This is a genomic window from Allobosea sp. GW822-FHT05A11 (genome assembly GCF_058800455.1).
In genome coordinates this window covers 460,886-483,474 of record NZ_JBXAMI010000001.1, presented here as the reverse complement: position 1 = coordinate 483,474, position 22,589 = coordinate 460,886, and the positions used below count along the sequence as shown (strand labels likewise).

Sequence of the window (22,589 nt, the reverse complement as noted above, 5' to 3'; positions counted from 1 at the left end):
CAAGAAACCAGCAAGAAGCCAGACACTCTCAAGGAGAAACGCCCATGACCATCTCGCGCCGCACCCTGCTTCAGGCGACAGCCGCCGCCTCTGCCATCGGCACGTTCCATATAGGCCGCGCCAACGCGCAGGCCGCCGAGTTCACCTATAAATACGCCAACAACCTGCCCGTCGCGCACCCGATGAACACGCGCGCCAACGAGGCCGTGGCCAAGATCAAGGAAGAGACCAAGGGCCGCGTCGACATCCAGATCTTCCCGAACAACCAGCTCGGCTCCGACACCGACATGCTGAGCCAGGTCCGCTCGGGAGGCGTCGAGTTCTTCACGCTCTCGCCGCTGATCCTCTCGACGCTGGTCGCCAACGCCTCGCTCTCCGGCATCGGCTTCGCCTTCCCGAACTACGATGCGGTCTGGAAGGCGATGGACGGCGAACTCGGGGCTTACGTCCGCGGCCAGATCAACAAGGCCAATCTCGTCGTCATGGACAAGATCTGGGATAACGGCTTCCGCCAGATCACCTCGTCCAAGGGCCCGATCAACACGCCCGACGACCTCAAGGGCTTCAAGATCCGCGTGCCGGTCTCGCCGCTCTGGACCTCGATGTTCACCGCCTTCCAGTCGGCCCCGGCCTCGATCAACTTCGCCGAGGTCTACACCGCGCTGCAGACCAAGATCGTCGACGGCCAGGAGAACCCGCTCGCGATCATCTCGACCGCCAAGCTCTTCGAAGTCCAGAAATACCTCTCCCTGACCAACCACATGTGGGATGGCTTCTGGTTCCTGGCCAACCGCCGCGCCTGGGAGAAGCTGCCGGAGGACCTGCGCGCCATCGTCGCCAAGAACATCAACGCCGCCGCGCTGCTCGAGCGTGACGACGTCGCCAAGCTCAATGCCAACGTGCAGGGGGAGCTCGTCGCAAAGGGCATGGTCGCCAACGAGACCAAGGCCGATGCCTTCCGCGAGGCCCTGCGCAAGGCCGGCTTCTACGCCGAGTGGAAGAAGAAATACGGCGACGAAGCCTGGGGCATCCTGGAAAAGGCCGTCGGCAGCTCGCTGAGCTGATCGACGCTAGCACCCTCATGCAGGTCATTTCGGGTCTGCGCATCGCGGCGCCCGAAATGACCTGCACTTGTTTTTGATATCGAGAGACCAAACACCATGGCCGACCGGCTGAAGGGCAAGATCGCCATCGTCTTCGGCGCCGGCTCCTCCGGACCCGGCTGGGGCAACGGCAAGGCCGCCGCAGTCGCCTATGCCCGCGAAGGCGCCGGTGTCGCCTGCATCGACCTGAACCATGCGGCCGCCGAAGAGACCGCCGCGATCATCGCCGGAGAGGGCGGAAAGGCTCTCGCGCTTGCAGCCGATGTGACGAATCTCGCCTCGGTCGAGGCCTGTGTTGCTGAAACAGCCCGGCATTTCGGCCAGCTCGACATCCTCCACAACAATGTCGGCGTCACCCATATGGGCGGCCCTGTCGAGCTCTCGGAAGAGCAGTTCAACGCCTCGCTCCAGCTCAATCTCGGCTCGGTCTATCGCTGCGCCAAGGCAGTCATTCCGGAGATGCTGAAGGGCGGTGGCGGCGCCATCGTCAACATTTCCTCGCTCGCAGCGATCCGCTGGACCGGCTACCCGTACTTCGCCTACTACGCCACCAAGGCAGCGGTGAACCAGGCGACGGTCGCGCTCGCGATGCAATATGCCAGGCAGGGCATCCGCGCGAACTGCATCATGCCCGGACTGATCGACACGCCGCTGATCTACAAGCAGATCTCCGCGCAATACGCCTCGGTCGAGGAGATGGTCGCCGCCCGCGACGCGCAGGTGCCGATGGGCAAGATGGGCACCGCCTGGGACATCGCCAACGCCGCAATCTTCCTCGCCTCCGACGAGGCGAAATTCATCACCGGCGTCTGCCTGCCGGTCGATGGCGGCCAGAGCTGCACAACCGCACCGCTGAGCTAACCTATAGTCGAGCGTTCATTCCTCCATTGGAACGCTTGCTCCATTTCCGCTTCGCTGCCAGAACTGTCGACAACAGGGACGGCAACGGGAATCCAGGATGAGCGAAACCGCCGTTGCGGAGCTGCCGCGCGACTTCGACGAATTGCGCGCATCGATCCTCAGTCAGCGCGAAAGCCTGCCCAAGCGCATCGCCCAGATCGCAGCCTATGCTCTCGACAATCCCGACGAGATCGCCTTCGGCACCGCCGCCAGCATCGCGGTCTCGGCCGGCGTCCAGCCCTCCACGCTGATCCGCTTCGCCCAGCATCTCGGCTTCGACGGCTTCACCAGCCTGCAGGGCGTCTTCCGCGCCCGCCTGCGCGAGCGCAATTCCAGCTATGAGGAACGCCTCAACACGCTGCGGGTCGGCGATGGCACCGCGGCCGGCAACCACCGCATCCTCGACGGCTTCCTGACCGCCTCGCGCAAGTCGCTGGACGTGATGAGCCGCACCATCGACGAAGCCACGCTCGACCGCGCGATCGATGTGCTCGCCCGCGCCGAGACGATCTATATCCTCGCCCGGCGCCGCTCCTATCCGGTGGCGAGCTATCTCGCCTATGCGCTCGGCAAGCTCCAGGTCCGCAACCAGCTCGTCGAGTCGGCCGCCGGCCTCGATCCCGAGATGATCGCCTTCGCGACGCCGAAGGATGCCGTCCTCGTCATCAGCTTCTCGCCCTATGCGCCCGCGACGATCGAGGACGCACGCGGCCTCGCGGAACGTGGCGTGCCGCTCGTCGCCATCACCGACAGCGCCTTTTCTCCGCTCGCCAGCATCGCCAAGCTCTGGTTCGAGGTCGCCGAGGCGGATTTCGGCGGGTTTCGCACGCTGGCCTCGACCATGGCACTCTCGATGGCGCTCGCCGTCGGCGTCGGCGAGGCGCGCCGGGCCGGACGCGGCAGGGGCCGCCGTGGCGGACACGCCTAAAGCTTTAGGAACATACATTCCGCATTGACGAATTGATGGAATTATTATTTCATTCCCGCAACCGGAGCCGCTCGGCTTCGATGATCATCGCTGCCGGGAGGAAGACATGGCGGGACCGCTCGGCGGATCGGCGCAGGCGCTCGACGTCATCACCATCGGCCGCGCCTCGGTCGATCTCTACGGCCAGCAGATCGGCTCGCGGCTGGAGGATGTCACCTCCTTCGCCAAATCGGTCGGCGGCTGCCCGGCCAATATCGCGATCGGCACGGCCCGGCTCGGCCTGCGCTCGGCCCTGCTGACCCGCGTCGGGAACGAGCAGTTCGGCCGCTTCCTGCGCGAGCAGCTCGCGCGCGAGGGCGTGAATCTCGACGGCCTCAAGACCGATCCCGAGCGCCTGACCGCGCTCGCCATCCTCTCGGTCGAAAGCGACAAGGCCTTTCCGCTGCTGTTCTACCGCGAGAACTGCGCCGACATGGCGCTGGAGGAAGGCGATATCGATCCCGCCTTCATCGCCAGGGCCCGCGCCGTCGTCGTCACCGGCACGCATTTCGCCCGGCCCGGCCCGGAGGCCGCCCAGCGCAAGGCAATGAAGCTGATGCGCGCAAACGGCGGCAAGGTCGTGCTCGATATCGACTACCGCCCGAACCTCTGGGGCCTCGCCGGCCATGATGCCGGCGACAACCGCTACATCGCCTCGCAGGCCGTCTCCGAGCGGATGAAGACCGTTCTGCCCGGCTGCGACTTGATCATCGGCACCGAGGAAGAGGTGCTGATCGCCTCGGGCGAGAGCGAATTGCTGCCGGCGCTGAAGACGATCCGCTCGCTGACGCCTGCGACCATCGTGCTCAAGCGCGGCCCGATGGGCTGCATCGTCTATGAGGGTGCGATCCCCGACGATCTCGAAGAGGGCATCGTCGGCAAGGGCTTCCCGATCGAGGTCTACAACGTCTTAGGCGCCGGCGACGCCTTCATGTCCGGCTTCCTGCGCGGCTGGCTCGGTGGTGAGAGTCTCCAGACCGCCGCGACCTGGGCCAATGCCTGCGGCGCTTTCGCCGTCTCGCGTCTGCTTTGCTCGCCGGAAAGCCCGACCTTCGAGGAACTGCAATATTTCCTCAAAGAGGGCAGCCCGCACCGGGCGCTGCGCAAGGACGAAGACATCAACCACATCCACTGGGCGACGACGCGCCGCCGCGACGTGCCCTCGCTGATGGCGCTCGCCTGCGACCATCGCTCGCAGCTTGAAGAGCTCGCGGCAAAGGCCGGTGCCGATCCCGCCCGCATCCGCGATTTCAAGGTGCTCGCGGTCAAGGCCGCCGCCCGCGTCGCCGATGGCCGCCCCGGCTACGGCATGTTGCTCGATGAGAAGCATGGCCGCGAGGCGATGTTCGAATTCGCCCGCCATCCCTTCGCCTGGCTCGGCCGCCCGGTCGAACTGCCAGGCTCGCGCCCGCTGCGCTTCGAGACGAGCCAGGATATCGGTTCGCTCCTGCCGGAATGGCCGGTCGATCATTGCATCAAGGCGCTCTGCTTCTATCATCCTGACGACCCGGAAGATTTGAAGCGCGAGCAGCAGGAGAAGCTGCGCGGCCTGTTCGAGGCGGCGCGCAAGGTCGGCCGCGAATTGCTGATCGAGATCATTGCCAGCAAGAACGGCCCGCTCGGCCCCGACACGATCGCCCGCGCGCTCGGCGAGCTCTATGCGCTCGGCATCAAGCCGGACTGGTGGAAGCTGGAGCCACAATCCTCCCCTGCCGCCTGGGCCGCGATCGAGAAGACGATCACGAAGCATGATCCCTGGTGCCGCGGCGTCCTGCTGCTCGGGCTCGATGCGCCGGCCGAGGAGCTGGAAGCCGGCTTCGCGGCCACCGCATCCGCCTCCATCGTCAAGGGCTTTGCCGTCGGCCGCACCATCTTCATGAGCGCGGCCGAGGGCTGGCTTTCCGGCAAGCTCGACGACGAGGCAGCCATCGCCGACATGGCTGGCCGCTTCGAGGCGCTGACCGGCCTCTGGCTTGCCACGCGCGGCCGGAAGGCGGCGTAAGCTTGGAGCTGCCTTTTCATCCTCGCGGGTCATCCCGGACAAGCCGCGACAGCGGCGCCGATCCGGGATCCACTCCGGAGCCTTCATTGGCTAGGCTCCAGAATGGATCCCGGGTCTCGCTTCGCTCGCCCGGGATGACGTCGTTACTTGTTGTAGAGAGTCGGAAGCCGACATGACCCGCACCGTCCGCCTCACCATGGCGCAGGCGCTGACGCGCTTCCTTAGCCGCCAGATGACCGAGATCGATGGGCAGCGCCTGCCGATCTTCGGTGGCGTCTGGGCGATCTTCGGCCATGGCAATGTCGCGGGCCTCGGCGAGGCTCTCTGGCACGAACGCGAACGCCTGCCGACCTTCCGCGCCCATAACGAGCAGGCCATGGCCCATGCCGCCATCGCCTATGCCAAGGCCAACATGCGCCGCCGCTTCATGGCCGCAACGACCTCGATCGGCCCCGGCGCCACCAATCTCGTCACCGCCGCCGCGCTCGCCCATGTCAACCGCCTGCCGGTTCTGCTGCTGCCGGGCGACGTCTTCGCCAACCGCATTCCCGATCCGGTGCTTCAGCAGGTCGAGGGGCTCAGTGACGGCACCGTCTCGGCGAACGACTGCTTCCGGCCGGTCTCGCGCTATTTCGACCGCATCACCCGGCCCGAGCAGATCATCCCGGCGCTCGCCCGCGCCATGCAGGTCCTGACTGACCCTGCCGAATGCGGCCCGGTCACGCTCGCGCTCTGCCAGGATGTGCAGGCAGAGGCCTATGACTATCCCGAGAGCTTCTTCACCGAGCGCCTCTGGACGCCGCGCCGCCCCCGCGCCGACCGGGTCGAACTGAAAGCCGCAGCGGAGGCGCTGAAGGCAGCGCAGAAGCCGCTGATCGTCTCCGGCGGCGGCGTGCTCTATTCCGGCGCCAGCGACGAGCTCGCCCGCTTCTCGGCCGCGACCGGCATTCCCGTCTGTGAGACGCAAGGCGGAAAATCCGCCCTGCCCGACGACGACGCGCTCAACATGGCCGCCGTCGGCGTCACCGGAACGGGCGCTGCAAACCGGCTCGCCGCCGAGGCCGATCTCGTGCTCGCGGTGGGCACCCGCCTGCAGGACTTCACCACCGGCTCCTGGGCACTGTTTGGCGCTGCCGGGAAAACGATCATCGGCCTTAACGTCCAACCCTTCGACGCCGGCAAGCATCGCGCCTTGCCCGTCGTCGCCGACGCCCGCGAGGGTCTCGCCGAGCTGGCGGAGGCCATCGGTGGCTGGAAGGCGCCGGAGAGCTGGACCAACAACGCCAAGGCCGGCAAAGCCGATTGGCAGAAGGAGGCCGGCAAGGCCACCGCCGCCAGCAATGCCGCCCTGCCCTCGGACGCCCAGGTCATCGGCGCGGTCCAGCGCACGCTGGGTTCGGACGTCATCCTGCTTCATGCCGCGGGCGGGTTGCCGGGCGAATTGCACAAGCTCTGGCAGGCGGGAACGCCCGGCTCCTACCATGCCGAATACGGCTTCTCCTGCATGGGCTACGAGATCGCCGGTGGGCTCGGCGCCAAGATGGCGAGGCCCGACAAGGAGGTCGTCGTCATGGTCGGCGACGGCTCCTACCTGATGCTCAATTCCGAGATCGCGACCTCGGTGATGCTGGGCCTCAAGCTCACCATCGTCCTGCTCGACAATCGCGGCTTCGGCTGCATCAATCGCCTGCAGATGGCCACCGGCGGCCAGAGCTTCAACAACCTGCTCAAGGACAGCAGGCACGAGACGCTGCCGGAGATCGATTTCGTCCAGCACGCCACCAGCATGGGCGCGATCGCGGTGAAGGCCGCCTCGATCGCCGAGCTGGAAGCCGCGCTGGCGCAGGCCAAGACCAACACCCGCACGACCGTCGTCGTGATCGACACCGACCCGCTGATCTCGACCGGCTCCGGCGGCGCCTGGTGGGACGTCGCGGTGCCCGAGGTCAGCGAGCGCGCCGAGGTCCGCACGGCACGGGCGAATTACGACGAACGACGCAAGCGTCAGACCATCGGCAACTAAGCCGTTCCCATAGGCGAGAAAGACCCGACACATGATCCGCATCGGCGCGAACCCCATCGGCTGGTCGAATGACGACATGCTGGAGATCGGCGGCGACATCCCGCTTGAGACCTGCCTGACGGAAGCCCGAGAAGCCGGCTTCACCGGCATGGAGCTCGGCAACAAATTCCCGCGCGAGGCGGCGAAGTTGAAGCCGATCCTCGACGCCCATGGCCACGCTCTGGTTTCCGGCTGGTACTCGACCGAGCTGCTCGTCCGCGACGTCGCCGCCGAGATGGTGGCGGTGAAGGCTCATGCGACGCTGCTGCGCGACATGGGCTGCTCGGTCCTGATCGCCGCAGAGACCTCGAACGCGATCCATTCGGACATCACCAAGCCGCTCTCGGCCCGGCCCGTCCTGCCGAAGAACCGCTGGGACGATTTCGGCGCGCGCTACACTAATTTCGCTGAAGCCCTGAAGGCCGAATACGGTTTGCAGCTCGTCTATCACCACCATATGGGCACGGTGGTGCAGACCGAGGCCGAGATCGACCGGTTCATGGGCGTCACCAGCCCGACCGTGGGCCTGCTGCTCGACACCGGCCACGCCACCTGGGGCGGCGGCGATCCTGCCCGCATCATCAGACACTGGAAGGCGCGCATCCACCATGTCCACTGCAAGGACATCCGCGAGGCTGTGATGTGGCGCTCCAATCGCGAGGACTGGTCCTTCCTCGAATCCGTGCTCGCCGGCGTCTACACCGTACCGGGCGACGGCCTGATCGACTATGTCCGCGTGCTCCGGGAGCTTCAGGGCTATTCCGGCTGGATCGTGGTCGAGGCCGAGCAGGATCCGAAGAAGGCGGAGCCCGCGACCTATGCGAAGCTCGGCCACGCCAATCTCACCCGCTTCATCAGGGAAGCCGGGCTGGCTTGAATAAGGCCGTCATTCTCGGGCGTAGCGTAGCGCAGACCCAAGAATCTCTGGCAGGAGATGCTCGGGTCGAGCCCGAGCATGACGAGCGTAACAGATAGGAAACAGCCGATGTCCCATCTCAAGGTCAAGCCGCAGGGCAAGAGCGGCCGCGTTACCCATGTCACGCCGGAAAGCGCCGGCTGGACCTATGTCGGCTTCGATCTGCATCGCCTGAAGCCGGGCGAGACCGTCTCGGCCGCGACCGGCGATCGCGAGACCTGCCTCGTCTTCGTCACCGGCAAGGGCAAGGTCGCGGCCGGCGGCGCCGCGCTCGGCGAACTCGGCCAGCGGATGAGCCCCTTCGAGGGCAAGCCCTGGTCGGTCTATCTCCCTGAGGGCTCCGACTGGTCGGTCACCGCGACGACCGATCTCGAACTCGCCGTCTGCACGGCGCCTGGCCTCAAGGGCGGCCTGCCCGTCCGCGTCATCGGGCCGGACGATCTCGGACAGGAGATCCGCGGCAAGGGCTCCAACACCCGCCACGTCACCAACATCCTGCCCGAGAACGAGCCGGCGGATTCGCTGCTGGTGGTCGAGGTCATCACGCCGGCCGGCAACACCTCCAGCTATCCCCCGCACAAGCACGACCGGGACGACCTGCCGCGCGAATCCCATCTGGAGGAGACCTATTACCATCGCCTCAACCCGCCGCAGGGCTTCGGCTTCCAGCGCGTCTATACAGATGATCGCAGCCTGGACGAGGCGATGGCGATCGAGGATGGCGACGTCGTGCTGGTGCCGAAGGGCTATCATCCCTGCGCCACCTGCCACGGCTACGATCTCTATTATCTCAACGTCATGGCCGGCCCGCAGCGGACCTGGAAATTCCACAACGCCGCCGAGCACGAATGGCTGCTGAAGGGCTGACCGATGCCGGCCGGATCAGCTGACGGCGGCGCGGTTCGCTCGCGTCTCAGGGATTGCACTTGTAGACGGCGCCCTTGGTGTCCGGGCCCTTCCATTTGATATCGGCAGCGTTGGCGAGGACATGCGTCCCCCCCAGCTCCGCCGCGGCGATCTTCAAGCGCGTGATCACCGAATCGCGCGTCTTGTCGAGCGGCATGATGACCTGGGAGCTGTCCTGCCCGTCGACTTCACCAAGCTTCGCGCAATTCTCCACAACACTCTTCGCATCGGTCACGACCACGATGCTGCTGCGCGAGGTGTGATAGGCGCAGGCGCCAAGCAGCAGGGCCGGCAGAAGGATGAAAAAGCGGGGCATCGTCACGTCCGGACTGGGCTGATCGGGTCTGCGCCCATGTTCGCCCGCTTCGGCACAAATGCAAGCCTGAGCCCGCGTGAAACCGCTCCGGCGCGCCCTGCATCGCCGGCGACTCCGCCGAACTGTCGCAATTCCAGCGGAATTGTCGCGATTTGACGCCGCGAACTTTAACGCAAAGCCCGCGTCATTCTTGACCTGCAGACCGAGCTGCTCTTAAGTCCACCTCAGGCCAATGGGAGGCTGAAAAGGGATAAAATATGCGTAGCATTCTGATCGTTGGCGCCATGGCCGCTCTTCTCGCTGGTTGTCAGACCGCGCAGGAGTCAATGGCCGACGCCGAAGTGACCTGTGAGGCCCAGGGCTTCCGCCCCGGCACCCGCGCCTACCAGAAGTGCCGCTCGGCGAATTATGTCGAGAACCGCCGCGCCTCGAACGAAGCCGGCTCGGCTGTCGCGGCTGGCGTCGCCGCCGGCGTCGTCGGTGGTGCGCTGATCGCCGCCGACAACCGCTCCTATTACGGCCGTGGCTACTACGGCCGCCGCGGCTACTGGTGGTAAGATAGCGGGCGCCCTCTTCGGAAGGCACCCCGTCAGCTCTTCGAGCCCTGCGGCGTTTCGCGCCGCAGGGCTTTTTTTATTGCCCGTCAGCGCCGGGCGGCCCGCTTGCGGGCAGGTGCGGCTGCCGGCTCGCTGGACGAACCCGAACTCAGGAGCGAGCCGATCACATAGGCCGCGAGCCCGAGCCCGACGACGACCGCCATCGGCTCGCGTTCGGCCCGCTTCGCCAGCATGCGCCCACCCCTGTCTGCATAGTCGCGGGCCATCGCCGCATAGTCGCCGGCGCGGCCGGCATAATCATCCGCGACATCGCGATGCGAGCGCAGCCAGCTGCCGCCCGATTTCAAGGCCCTATTGCCGGCATCGGCCGCATCGGAGCCGTAATCCTGGAGCCAGCCGCGCCAGCGCCCATAGTCAGGCTGATAGCGCTCCCAACCCGAGGAAGGCTGACTGCGCAACATCGCCCAGGCGACGAGGCCGATGCCGGCCACACCCAGACCAAGCGCCGCGAGCGGGTGACGCTCGACGCTCTGCACCACGGCCTGCCCGCCGCCGCGGACCGCCTCGAGCGGCTCGGCCTCGTCCCACGCATCCTTGGCTCGCTCGTAATGATCCTTGACGGTCTCCCCGGCCTTGCCCGCGAGATCGGCCGCCTTGCCGCGCAGGCTGCTCACGCTGGCTCCCACGGCCTCGCCGGCCTCGTCGACGGCTTTCGGAACATCGGGCGGGAAACTGTTGCTGATCGCCATGGCGGTCTCTCCGTTCTTGGAAGGGGTCATGGCCAGAGAACGAAGCGGGAGCGGCCGGGTTCCAGACCGCGACAAAACAACCGAACCACGATTCGCCGCCGCTTCGGCCACGACCGCGTCATGATTGAATGCGATTGACCCGAGCACAGGGGCATTCAACGAGAAGGAGACGCGCATGCATGTTCAGCACCTCCAGATCGCTCACCCGTTCGTTCTCTCCGATCCCGAATGGATCGCACTGGAGAGCATCGAGGAGGAGACCCGCCACTTCATCTTCGACGAGACGATGCTGCATTCCCTGCAGGATCGTGGCCTCGTCGAAGCCGACGGAGCCATCTGGCGGGTCACTCAGACCGGCCAGAAGCGCCTGAGCGAACGCGATTGAGGCGGATGACGGCCGGATGATCCGGCACAAGCGATGGACAACCAGGCCCGCCCCTTCGGCGGGCTTTTCCATGCGTGGCCGCCGATACTCAGAATGATCCTGCCGGCCAGAGCCACCAGAGCAGCGCAGCCCCGGCTCCAATCCAGATCGCCAGGATCGCGGCCATGCCGCCATAGCTCGCCTGCTCCGCCTGCCCGGCCGCCATCTCCCGGTATTCGGCCATCAAACCGGGGGGAATGAGCTTCACGACCAGCAGGATGCCGAGCGGCACGATGATCAGGTCGTCGAGATAGCCCAGGATCGGGATGAAATCCGGGATGAGGTCGATGGGGCTGAGGGCATAGGCGGCGACTGCCCCCGCCACGAGCTTCGCATACCACGGCGTCCGGCTGTCACGGGCCGCGATCCACAGGGCGAGCACATCCCGCTTGAGCAGGCGCGCCCATTGCTTCGCTCGTTCGAGCATGACAGGCCTTACCGGTTTCGATTCCGCGCCGTCCCGTTAGCAGATGTCCGCTGCCGGGTCTCATTGTTCGCTGCGCTGGAAATGCGCCCATATCATTGCCATGTAGAGCCCTCCTTCCTTTCCGATGAGCAGTCATGGGCAAACCCGTTTCCATCACCATCTCGCATGATCTCGGCCGGGACGCCGCGCTGGCGCGCCTGCGCGGCGGCGTCGACAAGATCCGCGACCGGCTCGGCATGGTCAGGATGCAGCTGGTCGAGGAACGCTGGGAGGGCGATGCCCTGCATTTCGGTGTCGGCGCGCTCGGCCAGACCGTCCATGGCCGCGTCGAAGTCGAGGACCGCCTCATCCGCGTCGAGGTGAGCCTGCCCTGGATGCTCGCGATGTTCGCCGAGAAGCTCAAGATCGGCGTCGAGAAGCAAGGCCGGATCTTGCTGGAGAAGCCGAAGGCCTGAGGCATCTGCGCCTTCGAGCCCTCCCGCTGCCGCACCCCATCCGAACAGCCCGGAATTTCGGCAGCGAAGCCCGAAAAGTCGTACGCCTTTCGGTTGAAATCCCTGCCCCGAAACCCCATGCTCCGAATGTTCAAACAATCTTGATTTCTTGACCTTTCGGATTCGGGAGAGCCATGCATCACGGCCCGCTGATCGCCATCGTTGTCGCGGGCCTCGGCCTTGCTTTCGTCTTCGGATCAATCGCCCAGAGGCTGCGGATCTCCCCTCTCGTCGGCTATCTCCTGGCCGGTGTCGCCGCCGGCCCGTTCACGCCGGGCTTCGTCGGTGATCAGAACCTCGCCAACGAGCTGGCCGAGATCGGCGTCATCCTGCTGATGTTCGGCGTCGGCCTGCATTTCTCCCTGAAGGACCTGCTCTCGGTGAAGGCGATCGCCGTGCCCGGCGCCGTCGTCCAGATCGGCATCGCGACGCTGCTCGGACTCGGGCTCGGCACGCTGCTCGGCTGGAACTGGTTTTCGGGCATTGTCTTCGGCCTCGCACTGTCCACCGCCTCGACGGTCGTCCTGCTGCGCTCGTTGCAGGAGCGGCGACTGGTCCAGACCGAGCGTGGCCGCATCGCCGTCGGCTGGCTGATCGTCGAGGACATCGCCATGGTTCTGGCGCTGGTGCTGCTGCCGGTGGTGGCGGAGATCATCAACGGCTCGTCGTCCGGCGGCAGCGCCCCGCTCGCGACCCGCTTCGATCTCGGCGTCTGGGGCGTGCTCGGCCTGACCTTCGCCAAGCTGGTCGGCTTCCTCGCCTTCATGCTCGTCATCGGCCGGCGCGTCATTCCCTGGGTGCTGCACTGGGTCGCGCATACCGGCTCGCGCGAGCTGTTCCGGCTTGCGGTTCTCGCTGTCGCGCTCGGCGTCGCCTATGCGGCTGCGACCCTGTTCGGGGTCTCCTTCGCGCTCGGCGCCTTCTTCGCCGGCATGATCCTGTCGGAATCGCCGCTCTCGCAGCGCGCGGCCGAGGAGACGCTGCCGCTGCGCGACGCCTTCGCGGTGCTGTTCTTCGTCTCGGTCGGCATGCTCTTCGACCCCGGCATCCTCCTGCGCGCACCAGGCCCCCTGATCGGCACCCTCGCCATCATCCTGATCGGCAAGTCCGTCGCGGCCTGGATGATCATGCGCGCCTTCGGCCGCCCCCAGACCTCCGCCCTGACCATCTCGGCCTCGCTCGCCCAGATCGGCGAGTTCTCCTTCATCCTCGCCGGCCTCGGCACGGCGCTCGGCATCCTGCCGGCGCAGGGACGCGACCTGATCCTCGCCGGCGCGATCCTATCGATCCTGCTCAACCCGGTGATGTTCGCCCTGGCGGAGCGCCTGGCGCCGGAGACCCCCGCCGCGAAGCCGAAGCCGGCAGCTCCCGCCGAGGCGGGCGAGCCCGAGAAGGCCGCCGCGCCAGAGTCTGAAGTCGAGGCCCCGCCGGAGCGCGACATCGCCCCGACCAGCCTGGACAGCCACATTGTCGTCGTCGGCTATGGCCGCGTCGGCAGCCTGCTCGGCGCCGGCCTGCTCTCGCAAGGCGCGAAGCTCCTGGTCATCGAGGACAATCCCGATGCGGTCGCGACCGCCAAGCGCGACGGTGCGGAGCTTCTCGTCGGCAACGCCGCCGACCCCGAGGTGCTGGCCGCCGCCGCGGTCGGCCGGGCCGTGCGCCTCTTCGTTGCCATCCCCGGCAGCTTCGAGGCCGGGCAGGTCTGCGAGCAGGCCCGTGCCGAGAACCCGGCCTTGCCGATCGTCGCCCGCGCCCATTCCGATGCCGAGGTCGCGCACCTCACCAAATGCGGGGCGACGCTGACGATCATGGGCGAGGCCGAGATCGCCCGCGCCATGCTCTCGCTCTGCCAGAATCTTGCCGACGGCGCCAAGCCCGCGCCGGCCGAGCCGGATGCTTCCCCCAACGCAGCAACGCCCGGGGTGATCGCCTTGTTGCCGACTCCGAGACCATCCGCCACCGGGTCGGCGGAAGACCCGCCGGCCGATCCCCCGGCGGCGGCGTGAAAAAGGGCGGGACGCGCCGCGCCCCACCCTTTTCGCATTCAGTCGCCGATCGTGCTCAGTCGACGAGATCGAAGCGCACGTCCTGCACGCCTTCGTAGAGCGTCTTGCGGCCGAGCGTGTAGAGGTTCTCCAGCCCCGAGGTCAGGGTGATGAAGTGGTTGCCGGAGAGCACGCCGGCCTTGCTGGCGAACTGCACGCCGCCATAGGCGAGCAGGATCTCGGTCTCGCTGACGCCACCCGGATACAGGATGATGTGGCCGGGCGCGGGATAGGCCGTGTTGTTCTCGTAGCCGACGCCGAAATCGAGATCGCCGAGCGGCATCCAGACGCCCTCGCCGCTCCAGCGCACATGCACCATCTTGCTGATGAACGGCATCTGCTTCCTGAAGGCGGCGCAGGTCTTGGGGGCGGCTTCCAGCTCGAACCTGGCGTCGAACTTGAACGGCCCGGCGGTGACGATCAGCTTGCTCATGAAATCCCCGTCTTCCTGGAAAAGCTTCGGCCCCGCTGAATGACACCGCGTCCAGGGCCGGCGCAAGAGCGCCGCCGGAACAACTGCGACGCCGGAACGTGAAGGATGCCGACGCCGCGTTGCTCAGCCGATCGCTTCCCTGAGGTCGAGCGTCCCGCTCTTGCCGATCGCCTCGTAATTGCGCTTCAGCCAGCGCCGGCCGGCGGTGCGCCCCATGTCGCGCAATTTGAGGAGGAAGGACCATTCCGCGTTCATCCGCGAGGACGAGGTCAATTCCGCCAGCGGCGGGCCGCCGTCGATCCGATGCATCAGCACGCGCTTGTATTCCTCGCGCGGCAGCTTGCCGTCGTCGATCAGGCGGTTGACGAAGTCGATCGCGCGGAGCTCGCGCAGCATCGAGGCGTTGAAGGTGATCTCGTTCAGCCGGTCCTGGATCTCGCGCGCCTTGGTCGGCAATTCCCGCCGCTGGATCGGGTTGATCTGCACGAGCAGGATGTCGTCGCAATGCGCCTTGTAGAACAGCGGGAACAGGGCGGGGTTGCCCATATAGCCGCCGTCCCAATAGGCCTCGCCGTCGATCTCCACCGCCTGGAACACCATCGGCAGGCAGGCCGAGGCCATCACATGGTCGGGGGTCAGGTCCTTGCCGTCGAACACGGCGATCTTGCCGGTGCGGACATTGGTCGCCGCGATGAACAGCTTCACCGCATCGCAGGCCCTGACCTTGTCGAAATCGATGAGGTCGGCGACGACGCCGCGCAGCGGGTTGATGTTCAGCGGATTGACATCATAGGGGCTCGCCACCTTCGCGAACATCTCGAAGAACAGCATGCCCGGCGGCGTGCCGTTATTATTGCCCCAGGCGCCGAGCATCGTGTCGAGCAGCGAGCGTTCCGAGCCGCCATATTTGCCGTCGACGCTGATCGCCCGCCAGAAGGCCTCGAGCTTGGTGCGCGCGCCATCGGCCCCGCCATCGATCCAGCCCTCGGCCAGCACGACCGCGTTCATCGCACCCGCGCTGGTGCCGGTCAGCGCCTCGATGCCGAGGCGCCCGTCCTCCAGGATGGCGTCGAGCACGCCCCAGGTGAAGGCGCCATGCGCGCCTCCGCCCTGCAGCGCCAGCGAAACCGTCTTCTCGGCCTTGGGGCCGACCAGCCCCTTGACCGGTTCGGCCTTGCGGGAGGGGCGCCCGCTCACGCGGCAGTCCAGCCGCCATCGATCGGCAGGGTCGTTCCGGTGATCGACTTGGCCGAATCCGTGCACAGGAACACGGCGAGCGCCGCGACCTGCTCGACCGTAACGAATTCCTTGGTCGGCTGCCCGGACAGCATCACGTCGTTGATGACCTGTTCCTTGGTGAGGCCGCGGACCTTCATCGTGTCCGGGATCTGCTTCTCGACCAGCGGCGTCCAGACATAGCCCGGTGCGATAGCGTTGACGGTGATGCCCTTGGTCGCGACTTCGAGCGCCACCGTCTTGGTCAGGCCGGCAATGCCGTGCTTGGCCGCGACATAGGCCGACTTGAAGGGTGAGGCGACCAGCGCATGCGCCGAGGCGGTGTTGATGATGCGGCCCCAGCCCTTCTCCTTCATCTTCGGCAGGGCGGCGCGGATCGTGTGGAAGGCCGAGGACAGGTTGATCGCGATGATCTGGTCCCATTTCTCGATCGGGAACTCGTCGATCGGCGCGACATACTGGATGCCGGCATTGTTGATCAGGATGTCGATCGCGCCGAAGACCTTCTCGCCCTCGGCGATGAAGCCGGCGATTTCGGCGGGCTTGGTCATGTCGGCGCCCGAAAACACCACCTTGATGCCGAATTCCTGTTCCAGATCGGTGCGCAGCTTCTCGGCATCGGCCGGGGCCATGATGCCGTTGATGACGAGGTTGGCACCCTCGGCTGCGAGCGCGCGGGCATAGGCCAACCCGATGCCGGAGGTCGAGCCGGTAATGGCGGCGGTACGGTCTTTGAGGAACATGAGCGTCAAGGCTCCTGACAATCGGGGAGAAAATGCTTAGGTTCGGGGTCGAACGGACGATGCGCCGACAGGATATCGTCGCAGGGTGCCCGATGAGTCTTCGCAACGCAACATGACGAAAATGCAGCCTGACGCGCATCATCACGGCGATCATGACCATGCATCGCATACCCATGCCGAGGGGCCTTGCCGCCATGCCGAGGACCATCGCCGCCACGCCGCGGAGGCCCTCGCCCGGGCCGAACGCATCTGCCGCGAGCGGGGCCTGCGCCTGACTCCGATCCGGCGGCAGGCGCTGGAGGCGCTCCATGCCGACCACCGCCCGGTCGGGGCCTATGATCTCGCCGACCGCATCTCGCCGGCCGGCGGGCGCCGCCTCGCGCCGATCTCGATCTACCGCGCGCTCGATTTTCTGGTCGAGCAGGGCTTCGTCCACCGGCTCTCCTCGAAGAATGCCTATGTCGCCTGCCTTCACGGCCATGGCGCGAACGAGGTCGTCGCCTTCCTGATCTGCGAATCCTGCGGCGGGGTCGACGAGGATTCCTCGCCCGCCATGAAGAAAGCGGTGGCGGCGATCGCCGAAAACCGGCAATTCTCACCCTCGCACCAGATGGTCGAGATCGTCGGGCGATGCGAGCATTGCCGCAATTCCGGATCGTGATAGAGCAGCCCGCATGAACGAGCGCGCCTTTTCCTATCTGACGCCGGAACGCGCAGGCCCGCTGGGCCGGCAGCTCACCGTCCCGGTCAAGGTCGGCCATGTCACGGTCGGCGGCGGCGCACCCATCGTCGTGCAGTCGATGACCAATACCGACACCGCCGATATCGCCGGCACGGTCGCGCAGGTCGCCGCACTCGCCCGCCAGGGCTCGGAACTCGTCCGCATCACCGTCGATCGCGACGAGGCGGCGGCTGCCGTGCCGAAGATCCGCGAGCGGCTCGACCGCATCGGCGTCGATGTGCCCCTCGTCGGGGACTTCCATTATATCGGCCACAAGCTGCTCGCCGATCATCCAGCCTGCGCCGAGGCGCTGGCGAAATACCGGATCAACCCCGGCAATGTCGGCTTCAAGGACAAGAAGGACAAGCAGTTCAGCCAGATCATCGAGCTCGCGATCAAGCATCGCAAGCCGGTGCGGATCGGCGCCAACTGGGGCTCGCTCGATCAGGAACTGCTGACCGCGCTGATGGACGAGAACGCGCGTGCCGTGCGCCCGCTCGATGCCCGCGCCATCATGCGCGAGGCGATGGTGCAATCGGCCCTGCTTTCGGCCGAGCGCGCCGAGGAGATCGGGCTCGCACGCGAATACATCATCCTCTCCGCCAAGGTCTCCGGCGTGCAGGACCTGATCACGGTCTACCGCATGCTGGCGAGCCGGGCGAACTACGCCATCCATCTCGGCCTGACCGAGGCCGGCATGGGCTCGAAGGGCATCGTCGCCTCCTCGGCCGCGCTCGGCATCCTGCTGCAGGAAGGCATCGGCGACACCATCCGCTATTCGCTGACCCCGGAGCCTGGCGGCGACCGCACGCTCGAGGTCAGGACGGCGCAGGAATTGCTCCAGACCATGGGCTTCCGCGCCTTCGTGCCGCTGGTTGCCGCCTGCCCTGGCTGCGGCCGCACCACCTCGACCGTGTTCCAGGAGCTGGCGCAGGATATCCAGAGCTGGATTTCGAATTCCATGCCGGAATGGAAGACGCAGTATCCCGGCGTCGAGAACCTCAACGTCGCGGTGATGGGCTGCATCGTCAACGGCCCCGGCGAATCCAAGCATGCCGATATCGGCATCTCGCTGCCCGGCACCGGCGAGGCGCCGACGGCGCCCGTTTTCGTCGATGGCAAAAAGGTCGCAACGCTCCGCGGCGCCGGCATCGCCGCCGAATTCAAGGCCATGGTCGCCAGCTATATCGAGCGGCGCTTCGGCGTCGGCCTCGGCGCCACTGGCTGATCCCGCCTTTGCGCGCCGCCCGCAACGTGCTAGAGGCCCCGGCCTTTCGCTGCACCGCAGCATGAGCGGAGATCCCTGATGGGGCATGAGAACCCGAATCCTGCGACCGTTCGGCCGGAGGATTCACGCTTCGGGCTCGACGCCGCCCATGGCCAGAATGGCGGCCACGGTCACGGCAAGATGGGCGTCGGGGCGCTGGCTCTGGGCGCGCTCGGCGTCGTCTACGGCGATATCGGCACCAGCCCGCTCTACGCGCTGCGCGAGACGCTGCTGGCCGCGACCGGCGGCGAAGAGGGCGCGGTCATTCCTCCGACCGTCGTCATCGGCGTGCTCTCGCTGATTCTCTGGTCGCTCGTCATCGTGGTGACGCTGAAATATGTCGTGCTGTTGATGCGCGCCGACAATAACGGCGAAGGCGGCATCCTCACCCTCGTCGCGCTGGCCCAGCGCAGCCTCGGGCGGGCGCGCAGCCATGTCGCGCTGCTGCTCGGCATGATCGGCGCCGGCCTGTTCTACGGCGATACCGTCATCACTCCGGCGATCTCGGTTCTCTCCGCGATCGAAGGCGTCAAGCTGATCACGCCCGCACTGAACGATTATATCCTCTGGATCGCATCGGCGATCCTGATCGGCCTGTTCGTCATGCAGAGCCACGGGACCCATCGTGTCGCGACCTTTTTTGGTCCGATCATGCTGGTCTGGTTCCTGACGCTGGCCGGGCTCGGCATCTATCACATTGCCGATGATCTCAGCGTCTTCCGCTCGATCAATCCGTATTACGCGCTGCTGTTCTTCCACGACCATGCCGGCGTGGCGCTGGCCGTGCTCGGCTCGGTCTGTCTGGCGGTGACGGGTGCCGAGGCGCTCTATGCCGATATGGGCCATTTCGGCCGCGGCCCGATCCGGAGCGCCTGGCTCTATGTCGTCTTCCCGGCTCTCTGGCTCAACTATCTCGGCCAGGGCGCGCTGATCCTCTCTGATCCCAGCGCCATCGACAATCCGTTCTACCGGCTCGCGCCGCAGGGCCTGCTGCTGCCCTTCGTGATCATGGCGACGGTCGCGACCATCATCGCCAGCCAATCGGTGATCACTGGCGCCTTCTCCCTGACCCGGCAGGCGATCCAGCTCGGCCTCCTGCCGCGCATGGAGATCCGTCACACCTCCGAGCAGACTTCGGGCCAGATCTACGTGCCCCGCGTCAACCTGCTGCTGCTGGTCGTGGTGCTGATCCTGGTCTGGTCGTTCCGGACGTCGTCGAGCCTGTCGCATGCCTATGGCATCTCGGTCTTCGGGACGATGGTGGTCTCGTCGATGCTGGCCTCGATCGTCATCCGCCGCCACTGGGGCTGGAGCCCGCTGGCGACCGCCGCCCTCATCCTGCCTTTCTTCCTGGTCGACGTCTCCTTCTTCTCGGCCAATATGCTGAAGCTGTTCCACGGCGGCTATGTGCCGGTGCTGCTCGCCATGGGCCTGACGCTGGTGATGTGGACCTGGATGCGCGGCACCAAGATCCTGTTCGACAAGACCCGCAAGACCGACGTGCCGCTGCTCGAGCTCGTCACCATGCTCTCGAAGAGCCCGCCCGCTCGCGTCAAGGGCATGGCCGTCTTCCTGACCAGCGACCCCGAGACCGCGCCGGCCTCGCTGCTGCACAACCTCAAGCACAACAAGGTGCTGCACGAGCGCAACGTCGTGCTGACCGTGCGCTCGGCCGATACGCCTCGCGTCGTCGAGGAGGAGCGGGTGCGCCTTGCCCGCATCACCGACGATTTCTGGCGCGTCGACATGGTCTACGGCTACATGGAGAGCCCGAACGTGCCGAAGGGCCTGGCCATGCTGCGCAAGCAGGGCTTCAAGTTCGACATCATGTCGACCTCGTTCTTCCTGTCGCGCCGCTCGATCAAGGCTTCCCCGCAATCGGGCATGCCGATGTGGCAGGACAATCTCTTCATCGGCCTGACCAAGAGCGCCACCGACGCCACGGACTTCTTCCAGATCCCGACCGGCCGCGTCGTCGAGGTCGGCACGCAGGTCACGGTCTAAGAACGCCTCGCATCGTCATTCTCGGGCGGAGCGAAGCGCAGACCCGAGAATCGCTGCCAGGATGGGGCCAGGAGCCTCCGTGTCATGAGATGCTCGGGCCAAGCCCGAGCATGACGCGCGTTCTTCGGCCTTAATCCAGCCTGGCCGAAGCCGCTTCCTCCGGCACATGCCGCACCCGCTCGCGATAGAGCAGGTAGAGCCCCGACGAGATCACGATGCCGGCGCCGACAAAGGTCCAGCGATCCGGCAACTGGTCGAAGACCAGCCAGCCGAGCAGCAGCATCCAGACGATCTGCGAGTAGATGAAGGGCGCCAGCACCGTGGCCGGCGCCAGCCGATGCGCCAGGATCAGCAGCCAGTGGCCGAAGCCGCCGAGCGCACCGACAGCGAACATCAGCAGCCAGGGCAACAGCGTCTGCGGCGTCTCCCAGATCCAGGGCAGGAGCGGAATAGTCGCCAGCGTCCCCGCCGCGCCCGAATAGATCATCGTCGTTTCCGATGAATCGTGGCCGGACAGCACCCGCGTCGCCAGCGAATAGAAGGCGTAGCACAGGCAGCCCAGCACGCTCAGCAATGCCGCCGGATGCATGCCGCCGACGCCCGGCCGCGTCACCACCAGCACGCCGAGGAAGCCGACGCCGATCGCCGCAAGCCGGCGCGGTCCCGGCCATTCCCCTAGCAGCGGCCCGGACGCCAGCGCCACCAGGAGCGGCGTCGCGAACATGATCGAGATCGTCTCGGCGAGCTGGAGATAGCGCAGCGCGATGAAGTTGAGCGCCGTCGAGCCGAGCAGCAGCAGCGAGCGGCCCCATTGCAGCCAGGGGCGGCTGGTCCGCAGCACGCCGGGGCGCGTCCATGGATTGATGATCGCCAGGACCAGGATCATGCTGCCGGCATAGCGCGCGAACACCACCTGCAGCGGGTTCATCGACTGGCCCAACCATTTCGCGCTGGTATCGAGCAGCGAGAACAGCAGCACAGCCGCGCACATCAGGCCGATCGCGGCCATGCGCGCGCGACCCGTCTCGGAAGGCGCCGCTGAAGGAGGGGACACGGGTCTCGCCATGCTCTGGAGGAATGACGAAATAGATTGAACCGATTTAGGCGGCGTCGCCAGTACGCTGGAGCATGCACTCCATGCAGAAATCAGGCGTCGCTATCGGCTTCGTCGAGATCAGCCTCGACATCGTCCTGCTCGGCGCCGGCCTTGGAGAGGCCCTTGGCCGCCTTGCGTAGGAGCTTGCGCAGCTGCTTGCGCTCCCTGCCGTCGAGTTTGTCGAGAAGCTCGTCCTCGACGTCGTTCCAGACCGCGTCGAGCTCGGCCGCAGTCTTCTGGCCGGCCTCGGTCAGTGCGACCTGCACGAGGCGGCCATCGCGGTTGCCGCCCTCGCGCGTCACCAGGCCTTGCAGCGAAAGCCGCCCGATCGTCTTCGACACGGTCGGTGGCTTGACGCGCAGCAATGCGGCAAGCTCGCCCATCGTCATCGGGGCCGGCTGCAGTGCCTTCAGCGCCTGCTCCTGCCCCGGGAACAACCCCAGGCCATTCAGCCTCTCGCCCATCCGCGAGCGATGCAGCCGCGCGGTGACGAGCAGGGCACGGCCGACGCTCTTCTCGATTGCCTTGGTCATGGGGTCGATCCTTCGGGCCGATCCTTGGACGGATAAGCGAGACGCTTCGCCGGCTGCGTATTCGCGCGCGAACATGACAGACGGATGACAACCGGATGTCAGAGCGAAGAGGACGCGAGTTTCGCGGCGACTTTTTTCAGGAAGGCCGCCCGGCTGGCCGATGTCGAGAGGTTCATCTCATAATGAGCGAGATAAGTCGTGCGCGCCAGCGGATGACAGACGGCCCGCAGGGCCCGACAGACCGCCTTGCGCGGCGGGTCGCCCATCAGGAAGGCGCGCCAGCGCGAGCCGCCATAGCTGGTGACCGCGACGAGCCGGCGAATATTGTGCAGAGCCGGCTGTGCCTTGCCGTCGACCATCTTAAAGGAGACGCCGGGCAGGAAGACGCGATCAAGGAAGCCCTTGAGGATCGCGGGATAGCCGAAATTCCAGACCGGGAAGCACAGCACCAGCGCCTCGGCCCGCTTCACCCGCTCGACATAGGCAGCAACCGGCAGCGTGTTGCTGGCGGTGTCGTGATAGCCGCGCCGCTCCTCCCGGCTCAACACCGGGTCGAAACCCTCGGCATAGAGGTCGCAATCATCGACCTCGTGCCCCGCCGCCTTCAGGCTGGCGACCACCGTCTCGTGGATGGCGGCGCCGAAGCTTTCCGGAACGGGATGGGCGTAGAGGACGAGGACGCGCATGG

General features: G+C 66.3%; 23 protein-coding genes. 14 read left to right on the top strand and 9 right to left on the bottom strand.

Going from position 1 to position 22,589, the window contains the following annotated elements; translation table 11 throughout:
* Positions 1 to 44: 44 nt before the first annotated feature.
* The 7 genes from AC1RLU_RS02350 to iolB all read left to right on the top strand — a co-directional run bounded on the left by AC1RLU_RS02350 (position 45) and on the right by iolB (position 8,817).
* Positions 45 to 1,064, top strand: coding sequence for a TRAP transporter substrate-binding protein (locus tag AC1RLU_RS02350; protein ID WP_061969920.1), 1,020 nt, complete (start codon positions 45 to 47; stop codon positions 1,062 to 1,064).
* Between the two features lie 96 nt (positions 1,065 to 1,160).
* Complete coding sequence (locus AC1RLU_RS02345) at positions 1,161 to 1,964, top strand: SDR family NAD(P)-dependent oxidoreductase (protein WP_492793686.1); 804 nt, start codon at positions 1,161 to 1,163, stop codon at positions 1,962 to 1,964.
* 97 nt (positions 1,965 to 2,061) lie between these two features.
* The gene (locus tag AC1RLU_RS02340; protein ID WP_113584918.1) at positions 2,062 to 2,931 is read left to right on the top strand and encodes a MurR/RpiR family transcriptional regulator; all 870 of its coding nucleotides are present in this window, start codon (positions 2,062 to 2,064) and stop codon (positions 2,929 to 2,931) included.
* Positions 2,932 to 3,037: 106 nt separating this feature from the next.
* Entirely contained in the window at positions 3,038 to 4,972 is a 1,935-nt protein-coding gene (locus tag AC1RLU_RS02335; protein ID WP_492793685.1) for a bifunctional 5-dehydro-2-deoxygluconokinase/5-dehydro-2-deoxyphosphogluconate aldolase, read from the top strand.
* Between the two features lie 172 nt (positions 4,973 to 5,144).
* Entirely contained in the window at positions 5,145 to 6,995 is a 1,851-nt protein-coding gene (gene iolD, locus AC1RLU_RS02330; protein WP_492793684.1) for a 3D-(3,5/4)-trihydroxycyclohexane-1,2-dione acylhydrolase (decyclizing), read from the top strand.
* A gap of 31 nt (positions 6,996 to 7,026) precedes the next feature.
* The gene (gene iolE, locus AC1RLU_RS02325; RefSeq protein ID WP_492793683.1) at positions 7,027 to 7,911 is read left to right on the top strand and encodes a myo-inosose-2 dehydratase; all 885 of its coding nucleotides are present in this window, start codon (positions 7,027 to 7,029) and stop codon (positions 7,909 to 7,911) included.
* Between the two features lie 108 nt (positions 7,912 to 8,019).
* Positions 8,020 to 8,817, top strand: coding sequence for a 5-deoxy-glucuronate isomerase (iolB, locus tag AC1RLU_RS02320; protein WP_492793682.1), 798 nt, complete (start codon positions 8,020 to 8,022; stop codon positions 8,815 to 8,817).
* A 46-nt stretch (positions 8,818 to 8,863) separates the two neighbouring features.
* On the opposite strand, the gene AC1RLU_RS02315 is transcribed toward iolB, so the two are convergent.
* Complete coding sequence (locus AC1RLU_RS02315) at positions 8,864 to 9,172, bottom strand: DUF4156 domain-containing protein (RefSeq protein ID WP_061969931.1); 309 nt, start codon at positions 9,170 to 9,172, stop codon at positions 8,864 to 8,866.
* A gap of 326 nt (positions 9,173 to 9,498) precedes the next feature.
* Here AC1RLU_RS02315 and AC1RLU_RS02310 point away from each other — a divergent pair, with 326 nt between their 5' ends.
* Positions 9,499 to 9,729, top strand: a complete 231-nt coding sequence (locus tag AC1RLU_RS02310) for a hypothetical protein (protein WP_244492923.1) — start codon at positions 9,499 to 9,501, stop codon at positions 9,727 to 9,729.
* Positions 9,730 to 9,815: 86 nt separating this feature from the next.
* On the opposite strand, the gene AC1RLU_RS02305 is transcribed toward AC1RLU_RS02310, so the two are convergent.
* The gene (locus AC1RLU_RS02305; RefSeq protein WP_113584913.1) at positions 9,816 to 10,478 is read right to left on the bottom strand and encodes a hypothetical protein; all 663 of its coding nucleotides are present in this window, start codon (positions 10,476 to 10,478) and stop codon (positions 9,816 to 9,818) included.
* 175 nt (positions 10,479 to 10,653) lie between these two features.
* On the opposite strand from AC1RLU_RS02305, the gene AC1RLU_RS02300 reads away from it, so the two are divergent.
* On the top strand, positions 10,654 to 10,863 hold the full coding sequence (locus AC1RLU_RS02300) for a hypothetical protein (RefSeq protein WP_061969936.1): 210 nt from the start codon (positions 10,654 to 10,656) through the stop codon (positions 10,861 to 10,863).
* An 88-nt stretch (positions 10,864 to 10,951) separates the two neighbouring features.
* On the opposite strand, the gene AC1RLU_RS02295 is transcribed toward AC1RLU_RS02300, so the two are convergent.
* Positions 10,952 to 11,329, bottom strand: a complete 378-nt coding sequence (locus tag AC1RLU_RS02295; protein WP_492793681.1) for a YkvA family protein — start codon at positions 11,327 to 11,329, stop codon at positions 10,952 to 10,954.
* Between the two features lie 134 nt (positions 11,330 to 11,463).
* On the opposite strand from AC1RLU_RS02295, the gene AC1RLU_RS02290 reads away from it, so the two are divergent.
* Positions 11,464 to 11,784: a polyhydroxyalkanoic acid system family protein gene (locus AC1RLU_RS02290; RefSeq protein WP_492793680.1), complete on the top strand. Its 321-nt coding sequence runs from the start codon at positions 11,464 to 11,466 to the stop codon at positions 11,782 to 11,784.
* Between the two features lie 173 nt (positions 11,785 to 11,957).
* Entirely contained in the window at positions 11,958 to 13,829 is a 1,872-nt protein-coding gene (gene ybaL, locus AC1RLU_RS02285; protein WP_492793679.1) for a YbaL family putative K(+) efflux transporter, read from the top strand.
* Between the two features lie 55 nt (positions 13,830 to 13,884).
* Here ybaL and AC1RLU_RS02280 read toward each other — a convergent pair whose 3' ends face one another.
* The 3 genes from AC1RLU_RS02280 to AC1RLU_RS02270 form a co-directional block, all read right to left on the bottom strand.
* Positions 13,885 to 14,301, bottom strand: a complete 417-nt coding sequence (locus tag AC1RLU_RS02280) for a DUF3830 family protein (RefSeq protein ID WP_061969942.1) — start codon at positions 14,299 to 14,301, stop codon at positions 13,885 to 13,887.
* Positions 14,302 to 14,424: 123 nt separating this feature from the next.
* Positions 14,425 to 15,498, bottom strand: a complete 1,074-nt coding sequence (locus tag AC1RLU_RS02275) for a patatin-like phospholipase family protein (protein ID WP_492793678.1) — start codon at positions 15,496 to 15,498, stop codon at positions 14,425 to 14,427.
* Positions 15,495 to 16,280 carry a 3-hydroxybutyrate dehydrogenase gene (locus AC1RLU_RS02270; protein WP_492793677.1) on the bottom strand — a complete coding sequence of 262 codons (786 nt, stop codon included), beginning with the start codon at positions 16,278 to 16,280 and terminating at the stop codon, positions 15,495 to 15,497. The genes AC1RLU_RS02275 and AC1RLU_RS02270 overlap by 4 nt, the downstream gene beginning before the upstream one ends.
* A 112-nt stretch (positions 16,281 to 16,392) precedes the next feature.
* Between AC1RLU_RS02270 and AC1RLU_RS02265 the strand changes: the two genes are divergently transcribed.
* The 3 genes from AC1RLU_RS02265 (at position 16,393) to AC1RLU_RS02255 (ending at position 20,272) form a co-directional block, all read left to right on the top strand.
* The gene (locus tag AC1RLU_RS02265) at positions 16,393 to 16,941 is read left to right on the top strand and encodes a Fur family transcriptional regulator (protein WP_492793676.1); all 549 of its coding nucleotides are present in this window, start codon (positions 16,393 to 16,395) and stop codon (positions 16,939 to 16,941) included.
* Between the two features lie 13 nt (positions 16,942 to 16,954).
* Positions 16,955 to 18,229 carry a flavodoxin-dependent (E)-4-hydroxy-3-methylbut-2-enyl-diphosphate synthase gene (gene ispG / locus AC1RLU_RS02260; RefSeq protein WP_061969945.1) on the top strand — a complete coding sequence of 425 codons (1,275 nt, stop codon included), beginning with the start codon at positions 16,955 to 16,957 and terminating at the stop codon, positions 18,227 to 18,229.
* Between the two features lie 78 nt (positions 18,230 to 18,307).
* Positions 18,308 to 20,272 (top strand): potassium transporter Kup, encoded by a 1,965-nt coding sequence (locus AC1RLU_RS02255; RefSeq protein WP_082617576.1) that lies wholly within the window; start codon positions 18,308 to 18,310, stop codon positions 20,270 to 20,272.
* Positions 20,273 to 20,402: 130 nt separating this feature from the next.
* Here AC1RLU_RS02255 and AC1RLU_RS02250 read toward each other — a convergent pair whose 3' ends face one another.
* The 3 genes from AC1RLU_RS02250 to AC1RLU_RS02240 all read right to left on the bottom strand — a co-directional run bounded on the left by AC1RLU_RS02250 (position 20,403) and on the right by AC1RLU_RS02240 (position 22,587).
* Positions 20,403 to 21,326 (bottom strand): DMT family transporter, encoded by a 924-nt coding sequence (locus tag AC1RLU_RS02250; RefSeq protein ID WP_492793675.1) that lies wholly within the window; start codon positions 21,324 to 21,326, stop codon positions 20,403 to 20,405.
* Positions 21,327 to 21,418: 92 nt separating this feature from the next.
* Entirely contained in the window at positions 21,419 to 21,901 is a 483-nt protein-coding gene (locus AC1RLU_RS02245) for a MarR family winged helix-turn-helix transcriptional regulator (protein WP_061969949.1), read from the bottom strand.
* Positions 21,902 to 21,999: 98 nt separating this feature from the next.
* Entirely contained in the window at positions 22,000 to 22,587 is a 588-nt protein-coding gene (locus AC1RLU_RS02240) for an NAD(P)H-dependent oxidoreductase (protein ID WP_492793674.1), read from the bottom strand.
* Positions 22,588 to 22,589: the final 2 nt, after the last annotated feature.

Excerpts from the sequence above, each read along its gene's own strand:
- iolE (WP_492793683.1), top strand. The coding sequence starts at position 7,027 with ATGATCCGCATCGGCGCGAACCCCATCGGCTGGTCGAATGACGACATG.
- AC1RLU_RS02340 (WP_113584918.1), top strand. The coding sequence starts at position 2,062 with ATGAGCGAAACCGCCGTTGCGGAGCTGCCGCGCGACTTCGACGAATTG.
- AC1RLU_RS02335 (WP_492793685.1), top strand. The coding sequence starts at position 3,038 with ATGGCGGGACCGCTCGGCGGATCGGCGCAGGCGCTCGACGTCATCACC.
- AC1RLU_RS02280 (WP_061969942.1), bottom strand. The coding sequence starts at position 14,301 with ATGAGCAAGCTGATCGTCACCGCCGGGCCGTTCAAGTTCGACGCCAGG.
- iolD (WP_492793684.1), top strand. The coding sequence starts at position 5,145 with ATGACCCGCACCGTCCGCCTCACCATGGCGCAGGCGCTGACGCGCTTC.
- ybaL (WP_492793679.1), top strand. The coding sequence starts at position 11,958 with ATGCATCACGGCCCGCTGATCGCCATCGTTGTCGCGGGCCTCGGCCTT.
- AC1RLU_RS02350 (WP_061969920.1), top strand. The coding sequence starts at position 45 with ATGACCATCTCGCGCCGCACCCTGCTTCAGGCGACAGCCGCCGCCTCT.
- AC1RLU_RS02290 (WP_492793680.1), top strand. The coding sequence starts at position 11,464 with ATGGGCAAACCCGTTTCCATCACCATCTCGCATGATCTCGGCCGGGAC.
- AC1RLU_RS02240 (WP_492793674.1), bottom strand. The coding sequence starts at position 22,587 with ATGCGCGTCCTCGTCCTCTACGCCCATCCCGTTCCGGAAAGCTTCGGC.
- AC1RLU_RS02315 (WP_061969931.1), bottom strand. The coding sequence starts at position 9,172 with ATGCCCCGCTTTTTCATCCTTCTGCCGGCCCTGCTGCTTGGCGCCTGC.
- AC1RLU_RS02345 (WP_492793686.1), top strand. The coding sequence starts at position 1,161 with ATGGCCGACCGGCTGAAGGGCAAGATCGCCATCGTCTTCGGCGCCGGC.
- iolB (WP_492793682.1), top strand. The coding sequence starts at position 8,020 with ATGTCCCATCTCAAGGTCAAGCCGCAGGGCAAGAGCGGCCGCGTTACC.
- AC1RLU_RS02255 (WP_082617576.1), top strand. The coding sequence starts at position 18,308 with ATGGGGCATGAGAACCCGAATCCTGCGACCGTTCGGCCGGAGGATTCA.
- AC1RLU_RS02270 (WP_492793677.1), bottom strand. The coding sequence starts at position 16,280 with ATGTTCCTCAAAGACCGTACCGCCGCCATTACCGGCTCGACCTCCGGC.
- AC1RLU_RS02265 (WP_492793676.1), top strand. The coding sequence starts at position 16,393 with ATGACGAAAATGCAGCCTGACGCGCATCATCACGGCGATCATGACCAT.
- AC1RLU_RS02295 (WP_492793681.1), bottom strand. The coding sequence starts at position 11,329 with ATGCTCGAACGAGCGAAGCAATGGGCGCGCCTGCTCAAGCGGGATGTG.
- AC1RLU_RS02245 (WP_061969949.1), bottom strand. The coding sequence starts at position 21,901 with ATGACCAAGGCAATCGAGAAGAGCGTCGGCCGTGCCCTGCTCGTCACC.
- ispG (WP_061969945.1), top strand. The coding sequence starts at position 16,955 with ATGAACGAGCGCGCCTTTTCCTATCTGACGCCGGAACGCGCAGGCCCG.
- AC1RLU_RS02310 (WP_244492923.1), top strand. The coding sequence starts at position 9,499 with ATGGCCGACGCCGAAGTGACCTGTGAGGCCCAGGGCTTCCGCCCCGGC.
- AC1RLU_RS02305 (WP_113584913.1), bottom strand. The coding sequence starts at position 10,478 with ATGGCGATCAGCAACAGTTTCCCGCCCGATGTTCCGAAAGCCGTCGAC.
- AC1RLU_RS02300 (WP_061969936.1), top strand. The coding sequence starts at position 10,654 with ATGCATGTTCAGCACCTCCAGATCGCTCACCCGTTCGTTCTCTCCGAT.